The following is a 20,717-nucleotide window of genomic DNA, read 5'->3' as shown; positions in this document are numbered from 1 at the left end:
AACCTTTTCCTCCTTTTTATTTATTCTGACACCCCACTCTTTTCCCGAAAATGAAATGTTCAGATCACAACCCAACAAGTCTCACCCCTTAATCGCCCCTACCATAATTCCTTTTACAAAATATTTCTGAACGAAAGGATAAAGCAGCATAACCGGCACAGAACCAACAATAATACTTGAATACTGCAGCAGATATTTCGTTTCCTGCATCTCCAGCTGTTTCGTAACATCAAGCGTCATGCCTGCCGTGCCCATATTAACCAGGATTTCCCGCAAGACAAGCTGCAGAGGGAACTTGGTATTCGTACTCAGATACATCATTTCGTTAAAATAAGAATTCCAGTGGCCTACCGCATACAGCAGGACATTTACTGCCAGAATCGGCTTTGCAAGAGGAATTGCAATTTTAATCAGGAAGGTAAAATCATCGCAGCCGTCCACGCTGGCGCTTTCCTGTACTTCCCCGGGAATTGTGGACTGGAAATAGGTACGCGTAATAATCAGGTTCCAGACCGAAATAGAGGTCGGTATTACCAGTGCCCAGATGGTGTCAAGCATTCCCAGGTTCTTAATCAGAATATAGGTGGGAATCATACCGCCGTTAAAAAGCATGGTAAAAGTGAACAAAAGCATAACCGGATTACGGATCGCCAGATCCTTACGTGACAGCGGATAAGCCGCCAGCACCGTCATAACCAGGTTAATCACAGTACCCACCACCGTATATAAAAGGGAGTTGCAAAATCCGGTTACAAGCAGTTCATGCTTTAAAAGCATTTTATAACCACGCAATGTAAAATCCACAGGCACCAGGAAAACCCTGCCCGAAAGAAGTGCTTTCGGCGACGAAAAAGAGGCCGCCACAACATAAATCAATGGAATCAATATGCATATTACAGATACGGCGCACAAAATATGCACAAGCACCATGTATATGTAATCCTTCGGTTTCGTATAATACCGGACAGACATATTTTTCTTTTTTATTGTCTTTGCCATAGCCGCCTCCTTACCACAAGCTGGTCTCGTTTACTTTTTTAGAAAACATATTTGCAAGTACTATCAGAACCAGATTACATACGGAATTGAACAATCCTACTGCCGTCGCATATGAATACTGGAAATTGATAAGACCACGCTTATAAACAAAAGTGGAAATAATCTCGGAAAACTGCATATTCACCGGATTCTGCATCAGATATACCTTTTCAAATCCCAGGCTCATAATACTGCCTACCGCCAGAATCAGCTGAATTACAATTGTCGGCATAATCGCGGGAATATCTACATTCCACACTCTTGCGAAACGGCCCGCGCCGTCAATGATCGCCGCCTCTACCTGGGAAGTATCAACACTCGCAAGTGCCGCAATATAAATAACCGCGCTGTATCCCATTCCCTGCCAGACACCCGACCATACATACAGGCTTCTGAAGAGCTCCGGTTTTCCCATGAAATCAACTGCCGTCCCTCCCAGTGCAGTAATTATATTATTGACCAGTCCTGTCCTGATCGAAAAAATATTCTGCATGATACCTACCAACACTACTGTGGAAATGAAATAAGGGAGATAGGTAACCATCTGAACGACTTTCTTATAATGCCGCCCCCGCATTTCATTAATTGCCAACGCAAGGAGGATAGGCATGGGAAAGCTGATTACAAGGCTGTACAAACTGAGTGCAAGCGTATTTCTCATCAAAACCTTGAAATCCGGTGTGGTAAAGAAATTTTTGAAGTGTTTTAATCCTACCCAGTCGCTCCCCCAGATTCCACCCCGGATAGAATAGTCCTTAAACGCAATAACCGCCCCGCCCATAGGGAGATAGGCAAAAATAATCAGATAGGTAACAGGCAAAATCAACATCACATATAACTGCCAGTGCCTTTTTACCTCCGTAGATATCCTTTTCCCCAAACTTTTCTTGGCATTCGGCTGGTTTAACATAGCCGTCCCCTTTACCCTGGTAGCTTTCACCGCCATATATATTTCCTCCTCCCTACCAAATGTTAATTGTTATATATATAATTAGCATCCTACATGTGCTTTGTCAAGCAGATTATTTATGCAATCTGCACTAATAATTTTTATTTTTAGTCTTGAAACTATTAGAATCAAATATAGGTTTCTATTCTTGACACCAAAACCTTTGGATGATATTATTAACAAAAAGTAAATCGTTTAATTTTTTATGAGGAGTATTACTATGCCTGCTACGCTGAAGGATATTGCAAAAGAAACCGGCCTGAGCACCGCCACCATATCGAAATATCTGAACGGCGCAAAACTCCGCGAAAAGAACCGCATTGCCATCGAGCAGGCGATACGTAAGCTTGATTATACTGTGAATGAGTATGCCCGGGGATTTAAGCTGAACCGGTCACATATTATCGGGGTTATCATTCCGGATCTGAATAATCTTTTTATAACAAACATTCTTGTCCAAATGGAGACTCTCCTCCGGGAGCATGATTACAGTATCATGATCTGTGACTGCCATACGGATGCCGCGCTTGAGCGTGAGCTTGTCCATTTTCTGCTTGGAAGAATGGTAGACGGCATCATTAACATGCCCGTATGTACAACAGGAGAACATTTAAAACCTGCATTATCGAAAAAGGTTCCTGTTCTTGTACTGGATCGTATGATATCCGGGCTGGAAGGGAAAATCGACAATATTCTGATTGACAATACCTGCATTGCCCGCAAAGCCGTTCAGAGCCTTATCGACCAGGGGCACCGGCAGATCGGCCTGATTAGCGGTCCCACTGACTATTCCACCTCACGGGAACGTCTGGAAGGCTATCGGCAGGCATTAGCGTCCTCCAAAATCCCCCTAAATGACAGCCTTATTGTCTGTGGTGATTTTACTCTGGAAGGAGGATATGAAGGTATATGCCGCCTGCTAAAAGGCAATCCGAATATGACGGCTGTCTTTCCCACGAATTACGATATGACACTGGGTGCCTTTATTGCCCTGAAGGAACAGAATATCCGGATTCCGGAGGATATTTCCTTTATTGGTTTCGATGATATGGGGCTGGCCAGAGTAACGCATCCCCCTTTAACTATAGTCGCACAACCGCTTGAACAGCTTGGAATTTATGCGGCCAAACGTATTCTCAGCAGATTGGAAAATCCGGAGGATGTTCCCATTTCTATCACGCTTTCCGCATCGCTTAAGCCGGGTTCCTCCATAGGCGTCCCCCGCCACGCAGAAGATGAGTGATTAAAAAAGCAGCATAAAAACGACGTTTTTCCAGGCTTTTCTGGCAACAAAAAAACGGCAGCTAACCTGCCGTTTTTTATTTTAAATAAAGAGGGTACAACCCTGCTGTTTGAAATGCTCTATTTTCTGATCAATCAGCTCCACCGGCACATCCAGCCGTCCGGCCAGGCACCTTTTACACAAAAACTCCGCCGCGCCCCTGTTCACGAACTTTTTATATGCGCCGATTTCATTGTAGGTAAGCTCTTTACCGCATTGAAAGCACGCGGACATTATAGATCAACCACCTTTGCCCGGAATACCTCGCAGTCAAACGGTGCAAGCTCCCTGGAAACAGTGGCGTTCTTCACTTTAATGCTCTCGCCGCTCCACACTTCCTTCATCTCCAGTGTTTTCCCTGTAGAAAAGCCCAGGCCCACTTCATCCAGGTTAAACCTGGCAACCGCCTTTTCCTCACTCATATTGAACAGGCCAATCGCAAGATCCCCGTTTTCCAGCTGCCTTGCATAAATGAGCATATCGTCCCCGGCCCAGATTCCCTGCAGTTTATAGGCCTGACGGCAGGCGCTGTCCTGGTTGATACGGATCAGCTCTTCATTTCCCAGAATCTTCTTCGTTTCCTCCGTCATACTGCGCACATCGCAGCCGATCATCAGCGGTGAGCCAAGCAGGGACCAGATGGAAAAATGTGTCTTGTACTGCACGTCGCTGCAGCCCTTCAGGCCCACATTTCCATTGCCGTACATGCCAACGATCAGCATGTCCATATCATTGAAGCAGCCCACGCCATTATAAGGATGCAGCTTCTCCTGCTGCTTTACCAGATCCTTTACAGACTCCCATGTATCGAAAATATCCCCGGTGGAACGCCACATGGAGGCTGCGGAGGTTTTAATCCATTCATGGGTCTGATCCGCTCCCCAGGAGCAGGCGCTGAAGAGGATATCACGACCGCAGTTTTCCAGGGCAAGCCCCATACGCCTGTACAGGTACTGCCCATGAATGATAGGGCTGTGATAGCAGTAATCATATTTCAGGAAATCCACGCCCCACTGCGCGAATGTCTCCGCATCGATGAACTCATGCTCAAAGCTTCCCGGATAACCGGCGCAGGTCAGGTTCCCGGCGCAGGAATACATGCCGAATTTCAGCCCCTTGCTGTGCACATAATCCGCAACAGCCTTCATGCCATTGGGGAATTTCCCAGGATCCGGCACAAGCCTTTCATTTTCATCCCTCTCACGCAGGGACCAGCAGTCGTCGATGACCAGATATTCATAGCCCATCCGGGGAAGCCCTGCTTCCACCATCGCATCCGCTGTCTCAAAAATCAGTTTTTCATTGATGTTCTCTCCAAAGGTATTCCATGAATTCCAGCCCATGGGCGGCGTTAATTTAACCATACTATTGACCTCCAAATTCCTGTTGGGTTATTATGTAGCTGTGCGGAAGGCTGTGTAAATGCCATGCGTTCTGTCTGCGGCGGGGAGCGGGAGCTGCTGGAAAACCGCCCCGCCGAACCCTGCCGCAGACAGAAGGCACGGCATCGCCGCAGGCTTCGGACATTTTTATTATAGAATGGATTTTAAGAACATTTCCATATAATTTGGTTGCAAAAGCATGTACTTTTCGTTCATTTTGGAAGATTCAAAAATTAGGAAGGGAGGGTTGACCTTGGAAGGATATTCGGAGGAAACGGTGCGGCTTGTGGGGTATGGCCGGGAGGATTGTTCGGATCTGCATTCCTGGGGGCCAGGGGTCAGGGCTTTTTATATTATTCATTATGTGATCCGGGGCGCAGGGTTTCTGGAGTGCGGAGGAAAACGGTTTCGGATTACGGCGGGGGAGAGCTTCCTTTTGTACCCTTATACGGAGCTTTTTTATTATCCGGACCCGGAGGATCCCTGGGAGTATACGTGGGTGGATTTTACGGGGAAGGAGATCGGGCGGCTTTTGTCACGTACCGGATTCTCTTTCTCCTGGCCGGTTGCTCCTGTGATTGGTGCAGAGGATATTCTTCCTTTGTTTGACAGGCTTGGGCGGCTGGATTTTCTTTCCCGGGGAAAGGGGGAGGCAAACGGGCTTTTGCTGGCGATTCTTGGTGTTTACGGGGATATTTTTCCGGCGCCGCAGGTTCCCGCCCGTAAGGAGGATGATCGGCTGTCCACCGCGCTGCTGCTGATTCAGGGTAATTATCATAAGGCGGACTTTAACGTGGAGCGGCTCTGCACTGCCATGCATGTGAACCGGGTCACGCTTTACCGTCTTTTTTCCGGGAAACTGGGGGTGTCTCCTAATGGGTATATTTCCCATTACCGTCTGGAGCAGGGGAAAAAGCTTCTGGAGATGGGCTTCTCCGTGAAAAACACGGCGCTTTCCTGCGGCTTTTCCGATCCCTTTTATTTTTCCAGGGCCTTTAAGGCATATACGGGAATGGCTCCGGCGGCCTATAAAGCGGGGCCGCCGCAAATCAGCTGAAACCAGCTGTCCCGGATATACAAGTGCGTAACCCTTCCAATATAATCTTACCATTCATTTCCGCCTGGCTGAATCACATAAAATGAACATCTGCAGGGAGCTTCCGCCGGCCGTAACCAACCGGCCGACAGAAGCTCCCTGTTTTTATTCCATTCCACAGTTGTTTTATTCCGCACGTTTTTACATTTAATTTTGGTAAAACATCGGCAAAATTTTTCAATAACCGGCAAAAAAATAAACGATGGGATAACTTTTTCCAGTATTTTACAATTCAATTGACTATAATTTTCGGATGGATTACAATAGATTTACCAAAAATTGGTAGTAGAAACTCTGGTAACTATGTGCATGGAAGGGTACGGCAAACCAGTAATACAGCAAAGATTATCCGTCCGGGACAGGGAGGAAAATCCTCTGCTCGCAGAGAGCAAATTTCTAAAGAAATTGCATTTTGCTCCGCAAAACAGGGAGGAAAAATCCTCTGCCCTCAGGAAGCAAATTTCTAAAGAAATTGCTTTTTGCTTTGCAAAAGAAAGAGGATTTCGTCAACGGATAAAAGGGGGAGCTCTATATGGCATGGTATTCCGGTACTTTTTATTGTGGGCATGAAGGCTACATAAACATTATCGGGCCTCTGAAGAACAGGGAAAAAATGAGAGAGTACAAGTTTTCCGGCCTCTGCCCGGCATGCTGCAGGGAAGCGCTGCTGCAAAGCCGGAACGAGCAGAACGCCGCCGCCAGGAAGGCCGCCGCCCGCATGGAGCTGCCGCCGCTTGAGGGCAGCCGGAAGCAGGTGACCTGGGCGGAAACTCTCCGCGTGGAAGCGCTGACCCGCCTGCAGGCCTTTATCGATAACCCGCGGAATGTCGATCTGGTCGTCAGGCGCATGACCTACGAAGCGCTGACTCCCATCGAACTAAATGCCGGGGAACTTCCTGTGATATTCCAGGAAATCGTCCAATATCTCATTCATGAAAAAACAAAGGCAGCCTACTGGATTAACAACCGTTTCAATAAGGATCTGTGCAACCTGGAGCAGCTTCTTCCCGAATATCTGGAATGGAAGAAATGGTGCCGCCCTGAGGAAAGCAGCGCCGATCCCGGCTTTATTTCCAAGGATTCCATTATTGCCCCCCATGCTCCGCAGTACGCCGGCATCGTGGAAATCAGGGGGGATGACAGCGAGATCCTGGCCATTTATGAGAAAAACGACCGATTCCGGGAAATTATCCGGGATATGGATTATGAATGGAATGGAAGCTGCTGGTACCGCAGGCTGAATGCCTGCCGCGGCCGTTTTTGCGACCGTGCCGCCGAACTTGGCAATCTTCTGCTCAAAAACGGCTTCACCGTATCCATAGCGGACCGCGAAGCCCGTGAACAGGCCATTACCGGCAATTTTCTTCCTGAACATAAACGCTGGATCAGCAAAAGCAAAAAAGGCAGCTTCTTTTACATTGCCATATCGCCCAATATGCCCAGGGAAATCTCTGTGAACCTGAAAAAAATACCTACCTCCAACTTCCACTCCGGCGGCATCTTCCTGGAGCCGTCGCATTATGAGGAACTGGAGGATTTTGCGGAAATGTACGGATTCCGCTTTGATCCGGAGGCCAGGGAGCTTCTTGAGTCCTACAGATTGACTCTGGACAGCGCGCCCCGCGTATCCCCGGCGCCTCCAAAACCGACGGAAGATATCAACAACCTGCACAAAATACTGGAATCCTCCGGAGCCATTCTGGATGATCTGGCGGATAGTGACTGATTATGCATTTGACAAACAAGCTCCTGGACTACCAGGAGAATGCGGTAGAAAAATTGAAAAAGGTCAAGGTGGGCGCCCTGTTCATGGAACAGGGCACAGGCAAAACCATCACTGCGCTGGAGCTTTGCCGGCTCCGTCTGGAGGCCGGAAAGGTTACCCACATCCTGTGGCTCTGCCCCTGTTCCACCAAGCAGAACCTGAAGGATGAGCTCATCAAGCAGTCCCCCCGGGAAATGCTTGAGAAAATTACCATATGCGGCATTGAGACACTTTCCCGGAGCCTTCATGCCAACAGCTATCTCCAGCTGCTCACCGAACGGGAAGCCTGCTACCTCGTGGTGGATGAAAGCCTTCTTATTAAAAATCCCTACGCCTACAGGACACAGAACATAGACCGGCTGTCCTCACGGTGCGAATACAAGCTGATTCTCAACGGCATGCCCATTTCCAAAAACCAGGCCGACCTGTATGCGCAGTTCCATGTGCTTGACTGGAGGATCCTGGGCTATAAAACCTACTGGTCCTTCGCCGCCAACCACATTGAATTTGATCCGGAAATTCCGCAGAAAATCATCCGTTGTCTGAATACGGATTATCTTGCCAGAAAAATATCCCCCTACACCGTGCAGGTTACCAAAAAGGACTGCCTCGTGCTTCCTGATAAAAGATATACCATTAACTACTTTCCGCTCACCCCGGAACAGAACGCCCATTACAACAGCGTGGCCGACACCCTGCTGTTTCACCTCAACGAAATGCATCCTGAGACAATATACCGGCTGTTTTCAGGTCTGCAGGCCGTAACAAGCGGCTTCCGTGTGAACTTCCGCAAAAGCGCAGTATCCGGCTACGAGCATATCGTAACCTCGCCCTTTTTTTCGGAGCCTACGGATAACCCCCGGCTGCAGCGCCTGCTTACCGTACTTGACAACCGGAATAAATACATCATTTTCTGCAACTATACCTATGAAATCGATGTGCTGTGTGAAATCCTTTCCAGAAAATACGGCCCGGAAAACGTGGCGCGCTTTGACGGTTCCCTTCCTATGAAAAAAAGGCTCCGTAACCTGGAGGAATTCAGGGAATCCGCCACCTTCCTCATTGCCAACCGGGACTGCGCGGGCTACAGCCTTAACCTGCAGTTCTGCCATAATATCATCTACTATTCCAACGGCTGGGATCTGGCCACCCGCCTGCAAAGCGAGGACCGTATCCACCGGATCGGCCAGGATCAGGACATCCGCATCCGGGATATTTGTGCGTATAACACCCTGGATGAAAGAATCCTCAGCTGCCTGTACAGGAAGGAAAAGCTTCTGGAAGCCTTCAGAAACGACATTAAAAACATGGAAAACAAAAATGGAATCGCGGAATGGGTATTTTACCGGCAGCCAAGCCGGAGCCTGATGGACTGCGACGATTTGGAGGAACCCCGCCATGCCTAAAATATACCGGGACAAAAACGTATATGAAGCCGCTATGGAGCGGTACGATATCATTTATAAAAATTTCGATCACATTTATTTCAGCGTTTCCGGAGGAAAAGACAGCTCCATCATGCTGCAGCTTGCCGTCGGTGCCGCCCGCCGGACCGGGAAAAAAATCTCAGTCCTCTACATTGATCTGGAGGCCCAGTACCAGGCAACCATCGACCACGTGGACGAGCTTATACGTTGTACGGCGGATGTGGTGGACGCCTGGTACTGGGTAGCCATGCCGCTATCCCTGCGAAACGCCGCCTCCGCCATCCGCCCCAAATGGATCTGCTGGGACAAGAAACAGAAGGAAAAATGGGTGCGCCCCCTTCCCGACAGGGAGGACGTGATTATGATAACGGAGGACAGCTACCCAAAAGAATGGACCTGGTTCCGAAGAGGCATGGAATTTGAAGAGTTCATCCTCTTTTTCGCCCAATGGTTCTGCACCGCCCGCAAAGGCACTGCAGCCGCCGGCATCGGCATCCGCTCCGACGAAAGCCTGAACCGGTTCCGTACCATTATCAGCTCCTCCAAGGAACGTTTCCAGGATTACCCCTGGACCACACGGGTCAAAATCCATGACAAGCCGATTGACTGCTATAATTTTTACCCGCTCTACGACTGGTCCGCCGCCGATGACTGGACCGCCGTAGCCCGGTTTGACCTGAAATTCAACTACATCTATGAACTGATGTACAAAAACGGCGTGCCCATCAGCGAGCAGCGGCTCTGCCAGCCCTACGGCGACGACCAGCGCAAGGGACTGGATCAGTTCCGCTCCCTGGAGCCGGAAACCTGGGAAAAAGTGCTCTACCGGGTAGAAGGCGTGAATTTCGGCAACATCTACTGCCGCACCAGCCTTCTTGGGAATATTAAATCGGAAAAGCCCGACGGCATGACCTGGGAGCAGTACGCCGTATTCCTCCTGGAAAGCCTGGGCCTCTACGCTCCTGAGGTAAGAGATCACTACTACCGTAAAATCAAAAAATTCCTGGCCTGGTGGGAAAAGGAGGCCGGCATCACCGCAGCTGCCATGCCCGACGATAAATGGAATATCCAGGGCTTCCGCCAGGCTCCTTACTGGAAACGCGTTGCCCGCGCCATAGAAAAAAATGACTTCTGGATGTCAGGGCTCAGCTTCAGTGAAACCAAGGGTGATGTAAAACGCCTGTTTGAGCTGAAAAAGAAATATGCCGGCATCATCCGGCGGGATATCCAGTCCACAAATAAGCAGCTCAGGGAGGCTGCCGGGAGGATTGAAGATGAATTTGCAAAAGAGGGAGTTTAAAGAAGACTATGACAAAGCCGCCTTTTATTCCATTATGGGTGAGTTCTTTGCCGAAAAAAAATACCGGGACGAGATGCCCTATCTGGTAAATACCGAGGAAAAGGAATGGTGCCTGTTTTTCGCAAACGGTAAGCTTGCAGGCTTTTATGCGCATGAGGAAAGGGAACGGCACACGGCCATATCCGGCGTATATGTGCTTCCTGCCTTCCGCCAGTATGGCGTCGGCACCTTCATGCTGGAGGACATGCTCCGCTCCTTCCCCACCGTGCGCATGGTCACCTCCAGCCCCAGGCTCATCGCCATGCTGGACGAAAGAGGGTTTCACCGCCTTTCCCGCCGGGGCAGCTATATTACCATGGAAAACTGATCCCGGATTACCCATACATACAACAGAGGAAACAAAAGAGGAAACAAAAATGGATTTGAATCAACTAATAGATGAACTGCAGGAATACATCACCTCCATTGATGATTTTTCCGAAAAGGTGGAAGCGATCAACAAAATCAGGAAGGGAATCTCCCAGGTCAGCCCTTTTCAGGAAGAGCCTACCGACTGCGTGCTCTGGGTCAGGCAGGAAAATGTGCAGGCCAACGAATACAACCCCAACCACGTGGCTTCTCCCGAAATGACCCTTCTGCACACCAGCATCCGGGAGGACGGCTACACCATGCCCATCGTAACCTATGACATGAGAAACGGAAGCCGTGAAATCGTGGACGGCTTCCACCGCAACCGGGTGGCCCGGGAATATCCCGACATCCAGCAGCGCGTCCACGGCTACCTTCCCGTCACCACCCTGAACAAGCCCCTCGACCAGCGTATTGCCGCCACCATCCGCCATAACCGCGCCCGCGGGACCCACGGCATCCGCCCCATGAGCGCGATTGTCATGGATCTCACCCGCTCCGGCTGGACCGACGAAAGAATCTGCCAGGAGCTGGGCATGGATCTGGATGAGGTCATCCGGTTAAAACAGATCACCGGGCTGAAGGAAGCCTTTATGAACCATGAATTCAGCAGGTCCTGGGAGGAATTTGAGAAAAAATATTATCCGGAGGAATAGACTGCCGGGCTGCAGGCTTTCAACTACGGGAAAGCCTGCGGATTATAAAGTGCTGTTTCTGTTCTTCTCCCTTACTAATTTTATAAGCATTCTTCAGAAGCGCTATACCGGGCAAATCGCCTCCCACACCGCATACCTTTGCATCCACATGCAGATGGATATGCCCTGAATCCCTCAATTCAAAAATATGCTCTGCCATGTCCAATGCCTCCTGACTGTACATATGAACACTGAAATTCATTCCGTCCCATGCCGTTATTTCTCTGTCGGCGGAATTATTATAATTATTTCCCTTATAATAGGCATCCACAAAGCTATTTATCTTGTTATCTATTCTTATGCCTGCTCCTGATTTATCCGTAATTTCCAGAAAACGCACATCACAGCGGTTACCGTTTTCCTGCGGCCGCATATATCTGTGTTCCAGGTCGGCTGCCTCCCCTTCATAAAGCCCAAAACGAGTGCCGCCTTTCCTGTCACAATAGCATTCCTCCGGCCCCCTGCCATACCACTTTACCCTGTTATAGCTTCCCGGAAGTTCCATGCGCATTCCAATACGATAGAGATCCACTTTTGGTATTCCATTCTGCTCTGCTTCTACCGCTCCATTTTCAAATATTGTATAAATGAAGGTTAACGGCCCTTCAAAAAGTGAATTTGCAAAAACTGCCCTTACTTTGAGCATACCGTTCTCTTCACAAAGCTCAAATTTCTCTAATTTTCCTTTATCAGCCGCCCCCTGCAGGATATCAGATGCGAAGAGCCTTTTTACCATATCTTCATTTCCAAGTCGTTCCAGTAGTTCTCTTCTGCCGAAATTAATGATTCCCCTGTCATTATCCGTTTTTGCTCTGTAATATTCCGCTTTCATTGGTATGCAGAACAAGTTCCCGTTCCCATAATCCAATTCACTTATCCAACCCGTTTTACGGTCAAAAGTGATTTTCCATGCACCGCCGGCATTTCCTGTAATCATTACCTTTTCTTTTTTGCATAAGGTATGTATCCCCTGACTTACCAGATCTGTATTTTCATGCTGTTGTCCGTGCTCCGGTATCCCATACTGAAGGATAAACTGTTCAAAAGCTTCCTCTTCTCCTTTCTGTGCCCACAGACATCCGCTTTTCCTGCACAGTGATACCGTCAGTATATATTCTTCCCCCGGCAGCATTTTTTCCTTAAAAGGGATTTCCCATTCACCTTCCGCTCCAGGTGCCAGTGAAAATGGCAAACATCCTTCTTTTATTTTCCAGCCATTTTGCGCAACCTCCCAATGAAGCTCATAGATGCTTCCATCCAGAAACCGGTTATCATTCTGTATTACTATTTTGCCATCCTCCTTTCTCCGGATCCGGAAATTCTGGTATGTCTTTTTTACCTGGATTATAGCCGGATGCGGGCTCCGATCCGCTCCTGTCAGTCCGTTGGCACAGAAATACCCGTTTGTTTTTCCTTCCCCGAAATCACCGCCATACAGCCATTTTCCATTTACTCCGTGAATCGCCTGATCCGTAAAATCCCATATAAAGCCGCCTGCCATTTGATCACAGCCCTCAAAGATGTCCCAATATTCCTGGAAATTTCCCAAACTGTTTTCCATGCAGTGTGCATATTCACACAAAAGTATAGGACGTCCCGCATATTCCTCCTTTTTCATTCTCACGCCTTCCGCCAGTCCCATAACGCCTTCCACATCAATATCCTGCCCGGATGCCATCAGTTCCATTATTTCTACAGGGTAGTACATGGCGGAAAGGAAGTCGGAGCATTCCTTCCTTTTATCTCCTTCATAATGCACTGGCCGGGAAGGATCCAGCTTTTTACAGGCGTTGTACATCCACCTGAAATTTTCCCCTTTTCCGGCTTCATTTCCCAAAGACCAGATAATAACACAGGGATGATTCCTGTCGCGTACGATCATACGCTCAAGCCTTTCCTCAAGGACAGGCCTGAATTCCTCTCTGTCTCCGGGGATGCTGCTGCGAACCCCATGGGTTTCAAGATTGCATTCATCCATTACATAAAGCCCATATCTGTCACATAGCTCATAAAAATATTCCCCATCCGGATAGTGGCTCGTCCTTACCGCATTTATATTATGCCGCTTCATAATACGGATATCTTCCTCATAACGTTCCCGGGAAACTGTCCATCCTGTATCGCCGTCAAAATCGTGTCTGTTTACTCCTTTCAGTTTCACTTTTTGTCCATTTACATAAAATATTCCATCTTTTATCTCTATTTTTCTGAATCCATATGATATGGATTTTTCTTCGAAGCTTCCATCCTCCATTACAACTGCTGCGTAAAGCGTATACAAATTAGGTATTTCTGCACTCCAAAGCTTTGGCTGACTTATCATCCCTTCCAAAACCACAATCCGACCTTCTCCCGGCTTCAGAAGCACCTCTTTTTCCCCAAGCTTCAGCTTTTCTCCTTCATCCGTCAGCCAGCCTTCCACGGTCACTCTGCGTGCTGCTGTATCCCTGTTTACCAGTTCCGCCGTCAGCCTGCAGTCTGCCCTGGTATAATCCTCAGCTAATATGGAATCCAGATGGAAGTCTCTTATATGCACCCTCTCCTCCGCCTGCAGATATACATCCCTGTAAATACCTGAAAACACCCACATATCCTGGTTTTCCAAATAAGAGGCATCCGTATATTTCCTTACTGCAGCTACGATTTCATTCTCTCCTTCCTGAAGAAACGAAGTTATTACAAACTCAGCCGGCAGCATGGAGCCCTTGGAATATCCGGCTTCTTCACCATTAATAAAAACTGTCAGATCCGATTTGGCTGATTCAAATACCAGATAAATCTCCCTGTTTTTCCATCCTGCCGGGACGCTGAATTTTCTTCTGTAAATTCCAATTTCATTAATCTTTGGATCAATATAAGGTATTCTTTCCGGGTCAGTATCCACGCCCTCCGGAAAGCTGTGGGCAAGATAGATCGGCGGCCTTCCCCAGCCCTGAAGCTGCCATACGCCCGGAACCGTAATCCTGCCCCACCTCGAAATATCCGTGCGGGATTTTTCTTCCTTATCTTCATCGATTATATTTTGGCTTACGAAAAACTTTTCTATATCCGGCAGTTCATCTCCTTCCGCCAGCATAAAATCCCAGCTTCCATTCAAACTGAGCCTATATTCCTCATAATCTCTGCTTTCATCCTTTCCAGGCTTCTTACGGAATGGGCTGGCCATTACCCTCGCTTTTTCCTTATTTCTTCCCGTTACCGAAAAATCCATCCAGGCTTTCTTCTCATCTCTTTTCATTATTCCTCTGCCTCCTCATTTCTGCTTTCCGCTTCCAGTTCTTTTACAATCCCCGCATGTACCTCCTCTGTCAGGCCATAAAAAAACATGGGTACCATAGCCAGCGCAAAAGCAGCGGCAACCACAAGCGTCATCATCATATGAAACGCCATAAGTGTTGTACCTGTCTGCACCTGGCCTGGGGTATAACCGGTAACAGTCAGTATCAGGCCAATCAATCCTCCGCTGAGGGCAAGGCAAAGCTTGGAGACAAAGGTCTGTGTAGAACTGATCAGCCCTTCCCTTCTCTGTCCGGTTTTCCATTGGGCGTATTCAATGGTATCCGCAATCATGGCAGATTCCAGTACCAGAATAAACCCAAAGCTCACACAGGTAAGGGCTATCATTAAAAATACCCGTACCGTATCTGTATACTCTGTAAAAAAGAAAAGCAGATTACTTATCATTCCATAAATACAGGCGCCAAGGAATACTCTCTTTTTCCCAAATTTCTTTGCAAGAACCGGCGCCAGAAGCATACCGGCCAGCATACCGGGAATCGAAAGCGCCGTTAAAATGGATACCAGGGAAAGAGCTCCCAGATTGTACTGAGCAAAATACGGCAGTGTACTGTTCCGCAGCCCGTTCGCAGTAAGAATAATCAGGACGGAAAGTATAATAAGCAGCAGCGGCTTATTGCAGGCAAGCACCTTAAGACTGTTACCCAACCCTTCTTTTTTCTGTTTCACCGGTTCTACATGCTCACGGATATTCCCGAACCCAATCATATAAAAAAAGATACTGAACGCTGCAAATAGAACAGCTGTCCTGAAAAACCCCTTTTCCTGGCTTCCGCCTCCCAGCCGTTGTGTCAACGGAATAATGATCACTGCCGAAATCACCGATGTCAGCGTAGTTGCCGTTCTCGCAATGCTGAAAATTCCGGCTCTCCTACTGCTATCCCTTGTCATGGCCGAAGGCAGGCTCCAGTATGGGATATCCACAGCCGTAAACGCCATACTCAAAAGTACATAGGTTATTGCTGCATAAGCCACCTTTCCGCCTCCCGATAAATCCGGTGTATAAAAATTCAGAATCAGGAGAATTCCTACAGGTACCGCCATAAACAACAGCCACGGTCTGTACCTTCCCCACTTTGTCCTGGTACGGTCAGCAACCATTCCCATCATGGGATCATTGACAGCATCCCAGATACGTGTAAACATCATAATCAACCCTGCCGCTCCCGCAGTAATTCCAAATACATCCGTGTAAAAAATGAGAATATAGCTTCCCCACAGGCCATATACCAGATTCTGCCCGATGCCTGCCGCCGCATGTCCTGCAATCTCTCTTTTCTTTACCACACTCTTCTGGCTTCCGTCTTTTCCAGCCATAAAAATACCTCCTTTTTCTCATTTAGACAGCAACGTTTACCGGCCGGTGCCGCGCTTCTGTATCCAGTGTAAGAAAAAGAAGGCTGTATGTCATTCTCCGAACCTGACACGAATTTTCCTTCGGTGTCATTTTCCGACTTTTTTCCTGTATTCCATTGGTGTCATACGATGTCTTTTATAGAACAGACGATAAAAAAAGGTTTCATTTTCATAACCCAGACGTTCCATGATATCATTCACACTTATTTCTTCTGTCAGCAACAGATGCTCCGCTTCTTCTAAAAGAAGATCCTCCATATAGTTTTTCAGTGAAACACCGGTATATTTACGTACTACCCTGCTCAGATAATCCTCATTATAATGAAATCTTTCAGTCAGCTCCTTTCGTGATATCCGTCTTCTGTTTTCCCTGAGATAAGACATGACTGCCTCTGCCAGCCTGGAGTCTTTTCTAATCCTGACTGTCTGCAGGGCCGGATGATATGCCGTCTCATTACAAAGCCCGGATAGCAGACGGAATAAATATCCCTGCACCACAGTTTCATATCCCGGCTCATGCGCATACATTTCATCAAGTATATCCGCTATGACTGCCTCCTGTTTTCCACTGCAGTCCTGTTTTTCAAAAGTGATGCATCCTTTCAGATTTTCATTTTCTTTTTTTACAAATTCGTTATAAAAACTTCTGAATATTCCGGATTTATCCTCTACAGGCTCCAGCAGCTTCATCATCAGCTCCCGGGAAATACAGAAATAGATAACCTCCGCCTCCGATGATTTCCCCTCTTTCGTATTCTCATAAGCATCCGTTTTCAACGCTTCCTCCAAATGCATGGTATTTCTGTCCAGAAGATAAAAGCCGCCCTCCTGGCTGGAAAAAAGCTGTCCTTCAACTCTCTGTACCATTTCCCCATGGGAAACATACAAAAGCTCATAATAGTTATGTCTGTGAAGATCATACATTTTCGTTTCCAATATCCGATCCATCTGTTCCTGTATACGTCGGCAGCTCCCCTGCTGCAGGATAATATAGTCAAAAATCCCTGCTGCGCTGACAGAAATCAGGTTGATGCCGAACGGAGCTTCCAGATTTTTTATATGGCCGCACTGCCGGTCCTTCAGACGCAGCTGCCCCATTCCTGCTTCCCTCATATCCTCCAGACTGCCTGTTTCATATTTGATCCGGCCAATCACGCACTCCAGTCTGTCCCTTTCCATCACATCTCCCTAAATGGTAAAATATTTATATATTTACCAGAAAACGGCACCTGCCAAAATTAATTCAACAAGTGCCGCCTTCTAACCGCGGCGATGCCGCCGCTTGTATTCTCTTATTTTTCTTTAATAAACTGGGCCACCTGCTTATCCCATACACAGATATGATTCAGCAGCCATTCCACAATGTTCTTCTTCACAGCCTCCACAAAAGATTCGCTGGGGCCTTCCTCCTCATCCAGCATATCCTTCAGCTCGTTAACGGCCTTTACGAAGGAAGCATGCTGCACCTTATGTGCTTCCAGCAGCGGATACTCGTTGTCTGCCTGAAGCTTTTCCTCATCTGCAAAATGAACATTGGTATAATCCATCAAAAATCCCAATGTCTGCACTGCAACCAGCTTCTCCGTACCTACCCTGCAGTCTTCGGTCAGCTTGTTGACCCTTGCAATCAGTTCCTGGTGCTGGCTGTCAATCAGGTCATTCCCTGTTCTCAGCGTATCATTAAAAACAATTGACATATCCTTACCTCCCAAAATCCTCCGGGCAATACGTTCCCCTCTCCCGGATTTCCTCAGATTACTCGGTTACGGAAAACTGGTCCTTGCCTACGCTGCACAGCGGGCATAACCAATCCTCGGGAAGATCTTCAAAAGCTGTGCCGGGATTGATTCCGTTGTCCGGATCTCCAAGCTCAGGATCGTAGATATATCCACATACATCACATACATACTTTTTCATTTTAACCACCTGTTCCTTTCTTAGTTATAATATTTTAACCACAATATAAATTATTATAACAAAAAGGAGGCTATATTACAATCTGTCCGTTTCAATCGCATCCAGTTTTTTTAAACCAGCTCATCCTGGATGCAGGCAGTATTTATGTTCTCTTCTATTGCTCCCTCATTACGGAGCTTCTTCAAATAATCCAATGCGGCTGTGCGTGTATCACCTATAATTCCTGCCTGTGTGGAAATTCCTTTTTCCCGGAAAAGCTCTTCTGTCCGGCCGCCCAGCCCACCGCAGATGACCGCATTCACCTTCTGCTTTTCAAGAAATTCCGGCAGCATGGCAGGACGCAGGCCGGGATTGGGGATATCCGTTTCCTTCATTATCTTTCCGCCGTAAACCATGTAAATATGAAATCTTTCGCACAGTGCAAAATGTCTGGCCACATGGTTACCGGTACTTGCTACAGCTATTTTCATCCTTATACCTCCTGCATATCGCAGGCTTGCCTGTGATACTGCATCAATCAAGCTGGTCATTTGAAAGGAGCCTGTGAAACCTGCGCCTCCCGTTTTTCCCTTCCGCTTTTTTATCTATTAATGGGTATCAAAGCCTGCCCTTAAGCCAGTTCGTCCAGCGTACATTCCAGGATTTCCGCTATCTGCTTCCCAAGCTGTATGGACGCTGCCTTCGTTCCTCTTTCTATCTGGGATAAATAAGACTGCCCTACTCCAATTGCGCCGGCAAGCTCGGCCTGGCTAAGCCCCTTTGCCTCCCGCCTTTTCTTGATATTTTCACCTACAGACATAATTTTCCCTTCTTTCCAGTTTATTACTGTGGTAATATGTTTATATATTACCATGATAATAGTATATCCCACAATTGGTGGATTGTAAATATTTGGTATTACATTTGTTGGATAAATAAAACTATTAAAGGAGTACCCCATGTACGAACCCGCCAATGTCGCCGAACGAATTAATAAGCTTTTGAAAGAAAAAAATCTGCAGCAGAAAGATATGCTTATGGAATGCGGGCTGAACAAAAATACGATATCCTCCATGCTCTCCCGAGGTTCCATGGTTAAGGCCGACACACTTGCCAAAATAGCCGATTTCCTATCCTGTTCTGTTGATTATCTTTTGGGTCGTACAGAAAATCCGGAAATTTACCATTACGAAAAAGCGTCTGAAAACGCAAAAAAAATGGCAGGTAACATTCCTGTCGTAAGTTCCGTTAAAAATTTCCCGATTTTCCATGAAGAAGCTGCCGTACCTGATTTCCATGCTGTGCACAACAGATCAGTAGCATACTCGCTTTATGCTGATGACAATAGCATGGAACCGGTTATCCGTATGCACGAACTAATTGATATTATCCCATTTACAGAGCTGGTTTCTGAGGAAATCGGTATTTTTTTGGTACAGGATGAGACGGTATGCCGGAAAATAAGGCTTTTTGTCGACAAAATAGAGCTTTGTCCATTCAATCCCGATTATCCCACATTACATATTTCCAGGTTTTCCCCGGACCATTTTCAGGTTCTGGGAAAAGTCGCCCTGAATGCCGCACAATACGCGCGTATGAAATCCATTTCCGCATCCGTTCGGAAATGATCCATAATTATTTCGTTTTCCTTCACAATTTCTTCAATTGTTTAACACAAAAAGGTCACAATTATAAGGTATCCTATAACCATAGAAAGCCAATAACGCTTTTTCAATATAGATACTCTTTTTCATAACTCAAGCCAGTACCACCAGGGTACTGGCTTCCTCCCTTTTTATGGGGTGTTTTTATATCTGCGGTTCCCTTTTATTTTATGGGATTCCTACCTGCGTTTTCCCTCCATTTTCTGGGACATATTTCATATCTGCGTTTTCCTTCATTATCCTCCCTCCCCCAAAGTACACAGACCCGGCAAAAAGAAAAAAGGCAAAAAAGCCCGCGGCCAGTGCGCCGCGAATCCTTTTTTGCCCTTTTTTAGCCATTTTTTCTGAACATTTTTTTCTTGAATTAAATTGCATTGATTTGCATTGAGCCGTCTCTGCCCTTTGGCCGCTCCTGCATTTTTCTGATTTTTACAGCGGCTCCGGTACGGAACCGTTACGGGCCTCTTCATTTATTTTGCGGATTACCCGGCAGGGATTCCCCACTGCCAGGGAATTGGGAGGAATGTCCTTGGTTACCACGCTTCCGCCGCCTATGACACAACCGTCCCCAATAGTTACGCCGGGAAGGATGATCACTCCGCCGCCCAGCCAGCAGCCGTTCCCGATTTTAATCGGACGCGCATAGGTACGGCAGAAATATTCCCCGCTTTCCGGATTCCAGTCCGGTGTGAGCCGCTGGGATAATTCCACAGGATGTGTCGCCGTATACAGCTGCACATTCGATGCAATGAGCACATTGCTGCCGATATCGATCCTGTTGCAGTCCACAAAGGTGCAGTTCATATTAACGGAAACATTGCTGCCCACATAAATATTTCTTCCGTAATCACAGATAAACGGCACGCCTACAGATACGTTGGTACCCATGCCGCCGAACAGCTTTCTCAGGATTTCCGTCTTTTCCTTTTTCTGCTCGTAGGCCAGGGCATGGTACTGGGCCAGCAGCCGTCTGGCTGTGCACTTGAATTCCAAAAAGACTTCATCATGACAGTCGTAATACTCTCCGGCCATACATTTTCCCAATTCGTCCATAAGCCACCTCTTTCTAAGCGCTGTTTATATTCTAATATCGTAACAGCGGCTGTAAATAGTGTCAATAATTTATGTACACTTATATTTTTGTCCTGAATGTTATCGTTTT

At 47.3% G+C, this 20,717-nt stretch carries 20 protein-coding genes; 8 read left to right on the top strand and 12 right to left on the bottom strand.

Translation table 11 applies throughout. The features are described from left to right. Positions 1-81: 81 nt before the first annotated feature. Together DXC51_RS24320 and DXC51_RS24315 are read right to left on the bottom strand one after the other, a co-directional pair. Complete coding sequence (locus DXC51_RS24320; protein WP_021635691.1) at positions 82-999, bottom strand: carbohydrate ABC transporter permease; 918 nt, start codon at positions 997-999, stop codon at positions 82-84. Between the two features lie 10 nt (positions 1,000-1,009). Then, positions 1,010-1,984 (bottom strand): ABC transporter permease, encoded by a 975-nt coding sequence (locus tag DXC51_RS24315; protein WP_117531084.1) that lies wholly within the window; start codon positions 1,982-1,984, stop codon positions 1,010-1,012. A 223-nt stretch (positions 1,985-2,207) separates the two neighbouring features. On the opposite strand from DXC51_RS24315, the gene DXC51_RS24310 reads away from it, so the two are divergent. Then, on the top strand, positions 2,208-3,230 hold the full coding sequence (locus DXC51_RS24310; protein ID WP_181970187.1) for a LacI family DNA-binding transcriptional regulator: 1,023 nt from the start codon (positions 2,208-2,210) through the stop codon (positions 3,228-3,230). A gap of 81 nt (positions 3,231-3,311) precedes the next feature. Here DXC51_RS24310 and DXC51_RS24305 read toward each other — a convergent pair whose 3' ends face one another. After that, entirely contained in the window at positions 3,312-3,503 is a 192-nt protein-coding gene (locus tag DXC51_RS24305) for a hypothetical protein (RefSeq protein WP_021635694.1), read from the bottom strand. Next, on the bottom strand, positions 3,503-4,633 hold the full coding sequence (locus tag DXC51_RS24300) for a glycoside hydrolase family 27 protein (RefSeq protein ID WP_117531080.1): 1,131 nt from the start codon (positions 4,631-4,633) through the stop codon (positions 3,503-3,505). Before DXC51_RS24300 ends, DXC51_RS24305 begins: the two co-directional genes overlap by 1 nt. Before the next feature lie 271 nt (positions 4,634-4,904). Between DXC51_RS24300 and DXC51_RS24295 the strand changes: the two genes are divergently transcribed. The 6 genes from DXC51_RS24295 (at position 4,905) to DXC51_RS24265 (ending at position 11,303) form a co-directional block, all read left to right on the top strand. Next, positions 4,905-5,708, top strand: coding sequence for an AraC family transcriptional regulator (locus DXC51_RS24295; protein ID WP_243003264.1), 804 nt, complete (start codon positions 4,905-4,907; stop codon positions 5,706-5,708). A gap of 571 nt (positions 5,709-6,279) precedes the next feature. Next, positions 6,280-7,473, top strand: a complete 1,194-nt coding sequence (locus tag DXC51_RS24285) for a hypothetical protein (RefSeq protein ID WP_021635700.1) — start codon at positions 6,280-6,282, stop codon at positions 7,471-7,473. A 2-nt stretch (positions 7,474-7,475) separates the two neighbouring features. Next, on the top strand, positions 7,476-8,918 hold the full coding sequence (locus DXC51_RS24280) for a DEAD/DEAH box helicase (protein ID WP_242991331.1): 1,443 nt from the start codon (positions 7,476-7,478) through the stop codon (positions 8,916-8,918). After that, complete coding sequence (locus DXC51_RS24275; RefSeq protein WP_117531076.1) at positions 8,911-10,239, top strand: DUF3440 domain-containing protein; 1,329 nt, start codon at positions 8,911-8,913, stop codon at positions 10,237-10,239. Before DXC51_RS24280 ends, DXC51_RS24275 begins: the two co-directional genes overlap by 8 nt. After that, on the top strand, positions 10,214-10,606 hold the full coding sequence (locus DXC51_RS24270) for a GNAT family N-acetyltransferase (protein ID WP_021635703.1): 393 nt from the start codon (positions 10,214-10,216) through the stop codon (positions 10,604-10,606). The genes DXC51_RS24275 and DXC51_RS24270 overlap by 26 nt, the downstream gene beginning before the upstream one ends. A 49-nt stretch (positions 10,607-10,655) precedes the next feature. After that, the gene (locus tag DXC51_RS24265) at positions 10,656-11,303 is read left to right on the top strand and encodes an IbrB-like domain-containing protein (protein WP_117531074.1); all 648 of its coding nucleotides are present in this window, start codon (positions 10,656-10,658) and stop codon (positions 11,301-11,303) included. Between the two features lie 19 nt (positions 11,304-11,322). Here the strand turns inward: DXC51_RS24265 and DXC51_RS24260 are convergent, their stop codons facing one another. The 7 genes from DXC51_RS24260 to DXC51_RS29690 all read right to left on the bottom strand — a co-directional run bounded on the left by DXC51_RS24260 (position 11,323) and on the right by DXC51_RS29690 (position 18,711). Then, positions 11,323-14,580 (bottom strand): glycoside hydrolase family 2 TIM barrel-domain containing protein, encoded by a 3,258-nt coding sequence (locus DXC51_RS24260; RefSeq protein ID WP_117531072.1) that lies wholly within the window; start codon positions 14,578-14,580, stop codon positions 11,323-11,325. Beyond that, positions 14,580-15,956, bottom strand: a complete 1,377-nt coding sequence (locus tag DXC51_RS24255; RefSeq protein WP_117531070.1) for an MFS transporter — start codon at positions 15,954-15,956, stop codon at positions 14,580-14,582. The genes DXC51_RS24260 and DXC51_RS24255 overlap by 1 nt, the downstream gene beginning before the upstream one ends. A 126-nt stretch (positions 15,957-16,082) precedes the next feature. Continuing rightward, positions 16,083-17,174 carry an AraC family transcriptional regulator gene (locus DXC51_RS24250; RefSeq protein ID WP_117531068.1) on the bottom strand — a complete coding sequence of 364 codons (1,092 nt, stop codon included), beginning with the start codon at positions 17,172-17,174 and terminating at the stop codon, positions 16,083-16,085. 113 nt (positions 17,175-17,287) lie between these two features. After that, positions 17,288-17,692: a bacteriohemerythrin gene (locus tag DXC51_RS24245; RefSeq protein ID WP_117531066.1), complete on the bottom strand. Its 405-nt coding sequence runs from the start codon at positions 17,690-17,692 to the stop codon at positions 17,288-17,290. Between the two features lie 58 nt (positions 17,693-17,750). Further along, entirely contained in the window at positions 17,751-17,912 is a 162-nt protein-coding gene (gene rd / locus DXC51_RS24240; protein ID WP_025489001.1) for a rubredoxin, read from the bottom strand. Positions 17,913-18,022: 110 nt separating this feature from the next. Beyond that, positions 18,023-18,382, bottom strand: coding sequence for a NifB/NifX family molybdenum-iron cluster-binding protein (locus DXC51_RS24235; protein WP_181970186.1), 360 nt, complete (start codon positions 18,380-18,382; stop codon positions 18,023-18,025). 140 nt (positions 18,383-18,522) lie between these two features. Beyond that, positions 18,523-18,711 carry a helix-turn-helix domain-containing protein gene (locus DXC51_RS29690; RefSeq protein WP_181970185.1) on the bottom strand — a complete coding sequence of 63 codons (189 nt, stop codon included), beginning with the start codon at positions 18,709-18,711 and terminating at the stop codon, positions 18,523-18,525. 139 nt (positions 18,712-18,850) lie between these two features. Here DXC51_RS29690 and DXC51_RS24225 point away from each other — a divergent pair, with 139 nt between their 5' ends. Beyond that, a complete protein-coding gene (locus DXC51_RS24225) occupies positions 18,851-19,519 on the top strand; it encodes an XRE family transcriptional regulator (RefSeq protein ID WP_117531060.1) in 669 nt (222 codons plus the stop codon). Between the two features lie 465 nt (positions 19,520-19,984). Here the strand turns inward: DXC51_RS24225 and DXC51_RS24215 are convergent, their stop codons facing one another. After that, complete coding sequence (locus DXC51_RS24215; RefSeq protein WP_117531056.1) at positions 19,985-20,608, bottom strand: sugar O-acetyltransferase; 624 nt, start codon at positions 20,606-20,608, stop codon at positions 19,985-19,987. Positions 20,609-20,717 lie beyond the last annotated feature (109 nt).

This window comes from Eisenbergiella massiliensis (assembly GCF_003435485.1).
This window is presented reverse-complemented; position numbering and strand designations above follow the sequence as displayed.

What these genes read in the sequence shown, in the direction of transcription:
- DXC51_RS24275 (WP_117531076.1), top strand. Translation starts at nt 8,911, where the DNA reads ATGCCTAAAATATACCGGGACAAAAACGTATATGAAGCCGCTATGGAG.
- DXC51_RS24315 (WP_117531084.1), bottom strand. Translation starts at nt 1,984, where the DNA reads ATGGCGGTGAAAGCTACCAGGGTAAAGGGGACGGCTATGTTAAACCAG.
- DXC51_RS29690 (WP_181970185.1), bottom strand. Translation starts at nt 18,711, where the DNA reads ATGTCTGTAGGTGAAAATATCAAGAAAAGGCGGGAGGCAAAGGGGCTT.
- DXC51_RS24245 (WP_117531066.1), bottom strand. Translation starts at nt 17,692, where the DNA reads ATGTCAATTGTTTTTAATGATACGCTGAGAACAGGGAATGACCTGATT.
- DXC51_RS24265 (WP_117531074.1), top strand. Translation starts at nt 10,656, where the DNA reads ATGGATTTGAATCAACTAATAGATGAACTGCAGGAATACATCACCTCC.
- DXC51_RS24270 (WP_021635703.1), top strand. Translation starts at nt 10,214, where the DNA reads ATGAATTTGCAAAAGAGGGAGTTTAAAGAAGACTATGACAAAGCCGCC.
- DXC51_RS24235 (WP_181970186.1), bottom strand. Translation starts at nt 18,382, where the DNA reads ATGAAAATAGCTGTAGCAAGTACCGGTAACCATGTGGCCAGACATTTT.
- DXC51_RS24225 (WP_117531060.1), top strand. Translation starts at nt 18,851, where the DNA reads ATGTACGAACCCGCCAATGTCGCCGAACGAATTAATAAGCTTTTGAAA.
- DXC51_RS24280 (WP_242991331.1), top strand. Translation starts at nt 7,476, where the DNA reads ATGCATTTGACAAACAAGCTCCTGGACTACCAGGAGAATGCGGTAGAA.
- DXC51_RS24215 (WP_117531056.1), bottom strand. Translation starts at nt 20,608, where the DNA reads ATGGACGAATTGGGAAAATGTATGGCCGGAGAGTATTACGACTGTCAT.
- DXC51_RS24285 (WP_021635700.1), top strand. Translation starts at nt 6,280, where the DNA reads ATGGCATGGTATTCCGGTACTTTTTATTGTGGGCATGAAGGCTACATA.
- DXC51_RS24300 (WP_117531080.1), bottom strand. Translation starts at nt 4,633, where the DNA reads ATGGTTAAATTAACGCCGCCCATGGGCTGGAATTCATGGAATACCTTT.
- rd (WP_025489001.1), bottom strand. Translation starts at nt 17,912, where the DNA reads ATGAAAAAGTATGTATGTGATGTATGTGGATATATCTACGATCCTGAG.
- DXC51_RS24250 (WP_117531068.1), bottom strand. Translation starts at nt 17,174, where the DNA reads ATGGAAAGGGACAGACTGGAGTGCGTGATTGGCCGGATCAAATATGAA.
- DXC51_RS24320 (WP_021635691.1), bottom strand. Translation starts at nt 999, where the DNA reads ATGGCAAAGACAATAAAAAAGAAAAATATGTCTGTCCGGTATTATACG.
- DXC51_RS24260 (WP_117531072.1), bottom strand. Translation starts at nt 14,580, where the DNA reads ATGAAAAGAGATGAGAAGAAAGCCTGGATGGATTTTTCGGTAACGGGA.
- DXC51_RS24310 (WP_181970187.1), top strand. Translation starts at nt 2,208, where the DNA reads ATGCCTGCTACGCTGAAGGATATTGCAAAAGAAACCGGCCTGAGCACC.
- DXC51_RS24255 (WP_117531070.1), bottom strand. Translation starts at nt 15,956, where the DNA reads ATGGCTGGAAAAGACGGAAGCCAGAAGAGTGTGGTAAAGAAAAGAGAG.
- DXC51_RS24305 (WP_021635694.1), bottom strand. Translation starts at nt 3,503, where the DNA reads ATGTCCGCGTGCTTTCAATGCGGTAAAGAGCTTACCTACAATGAAATC.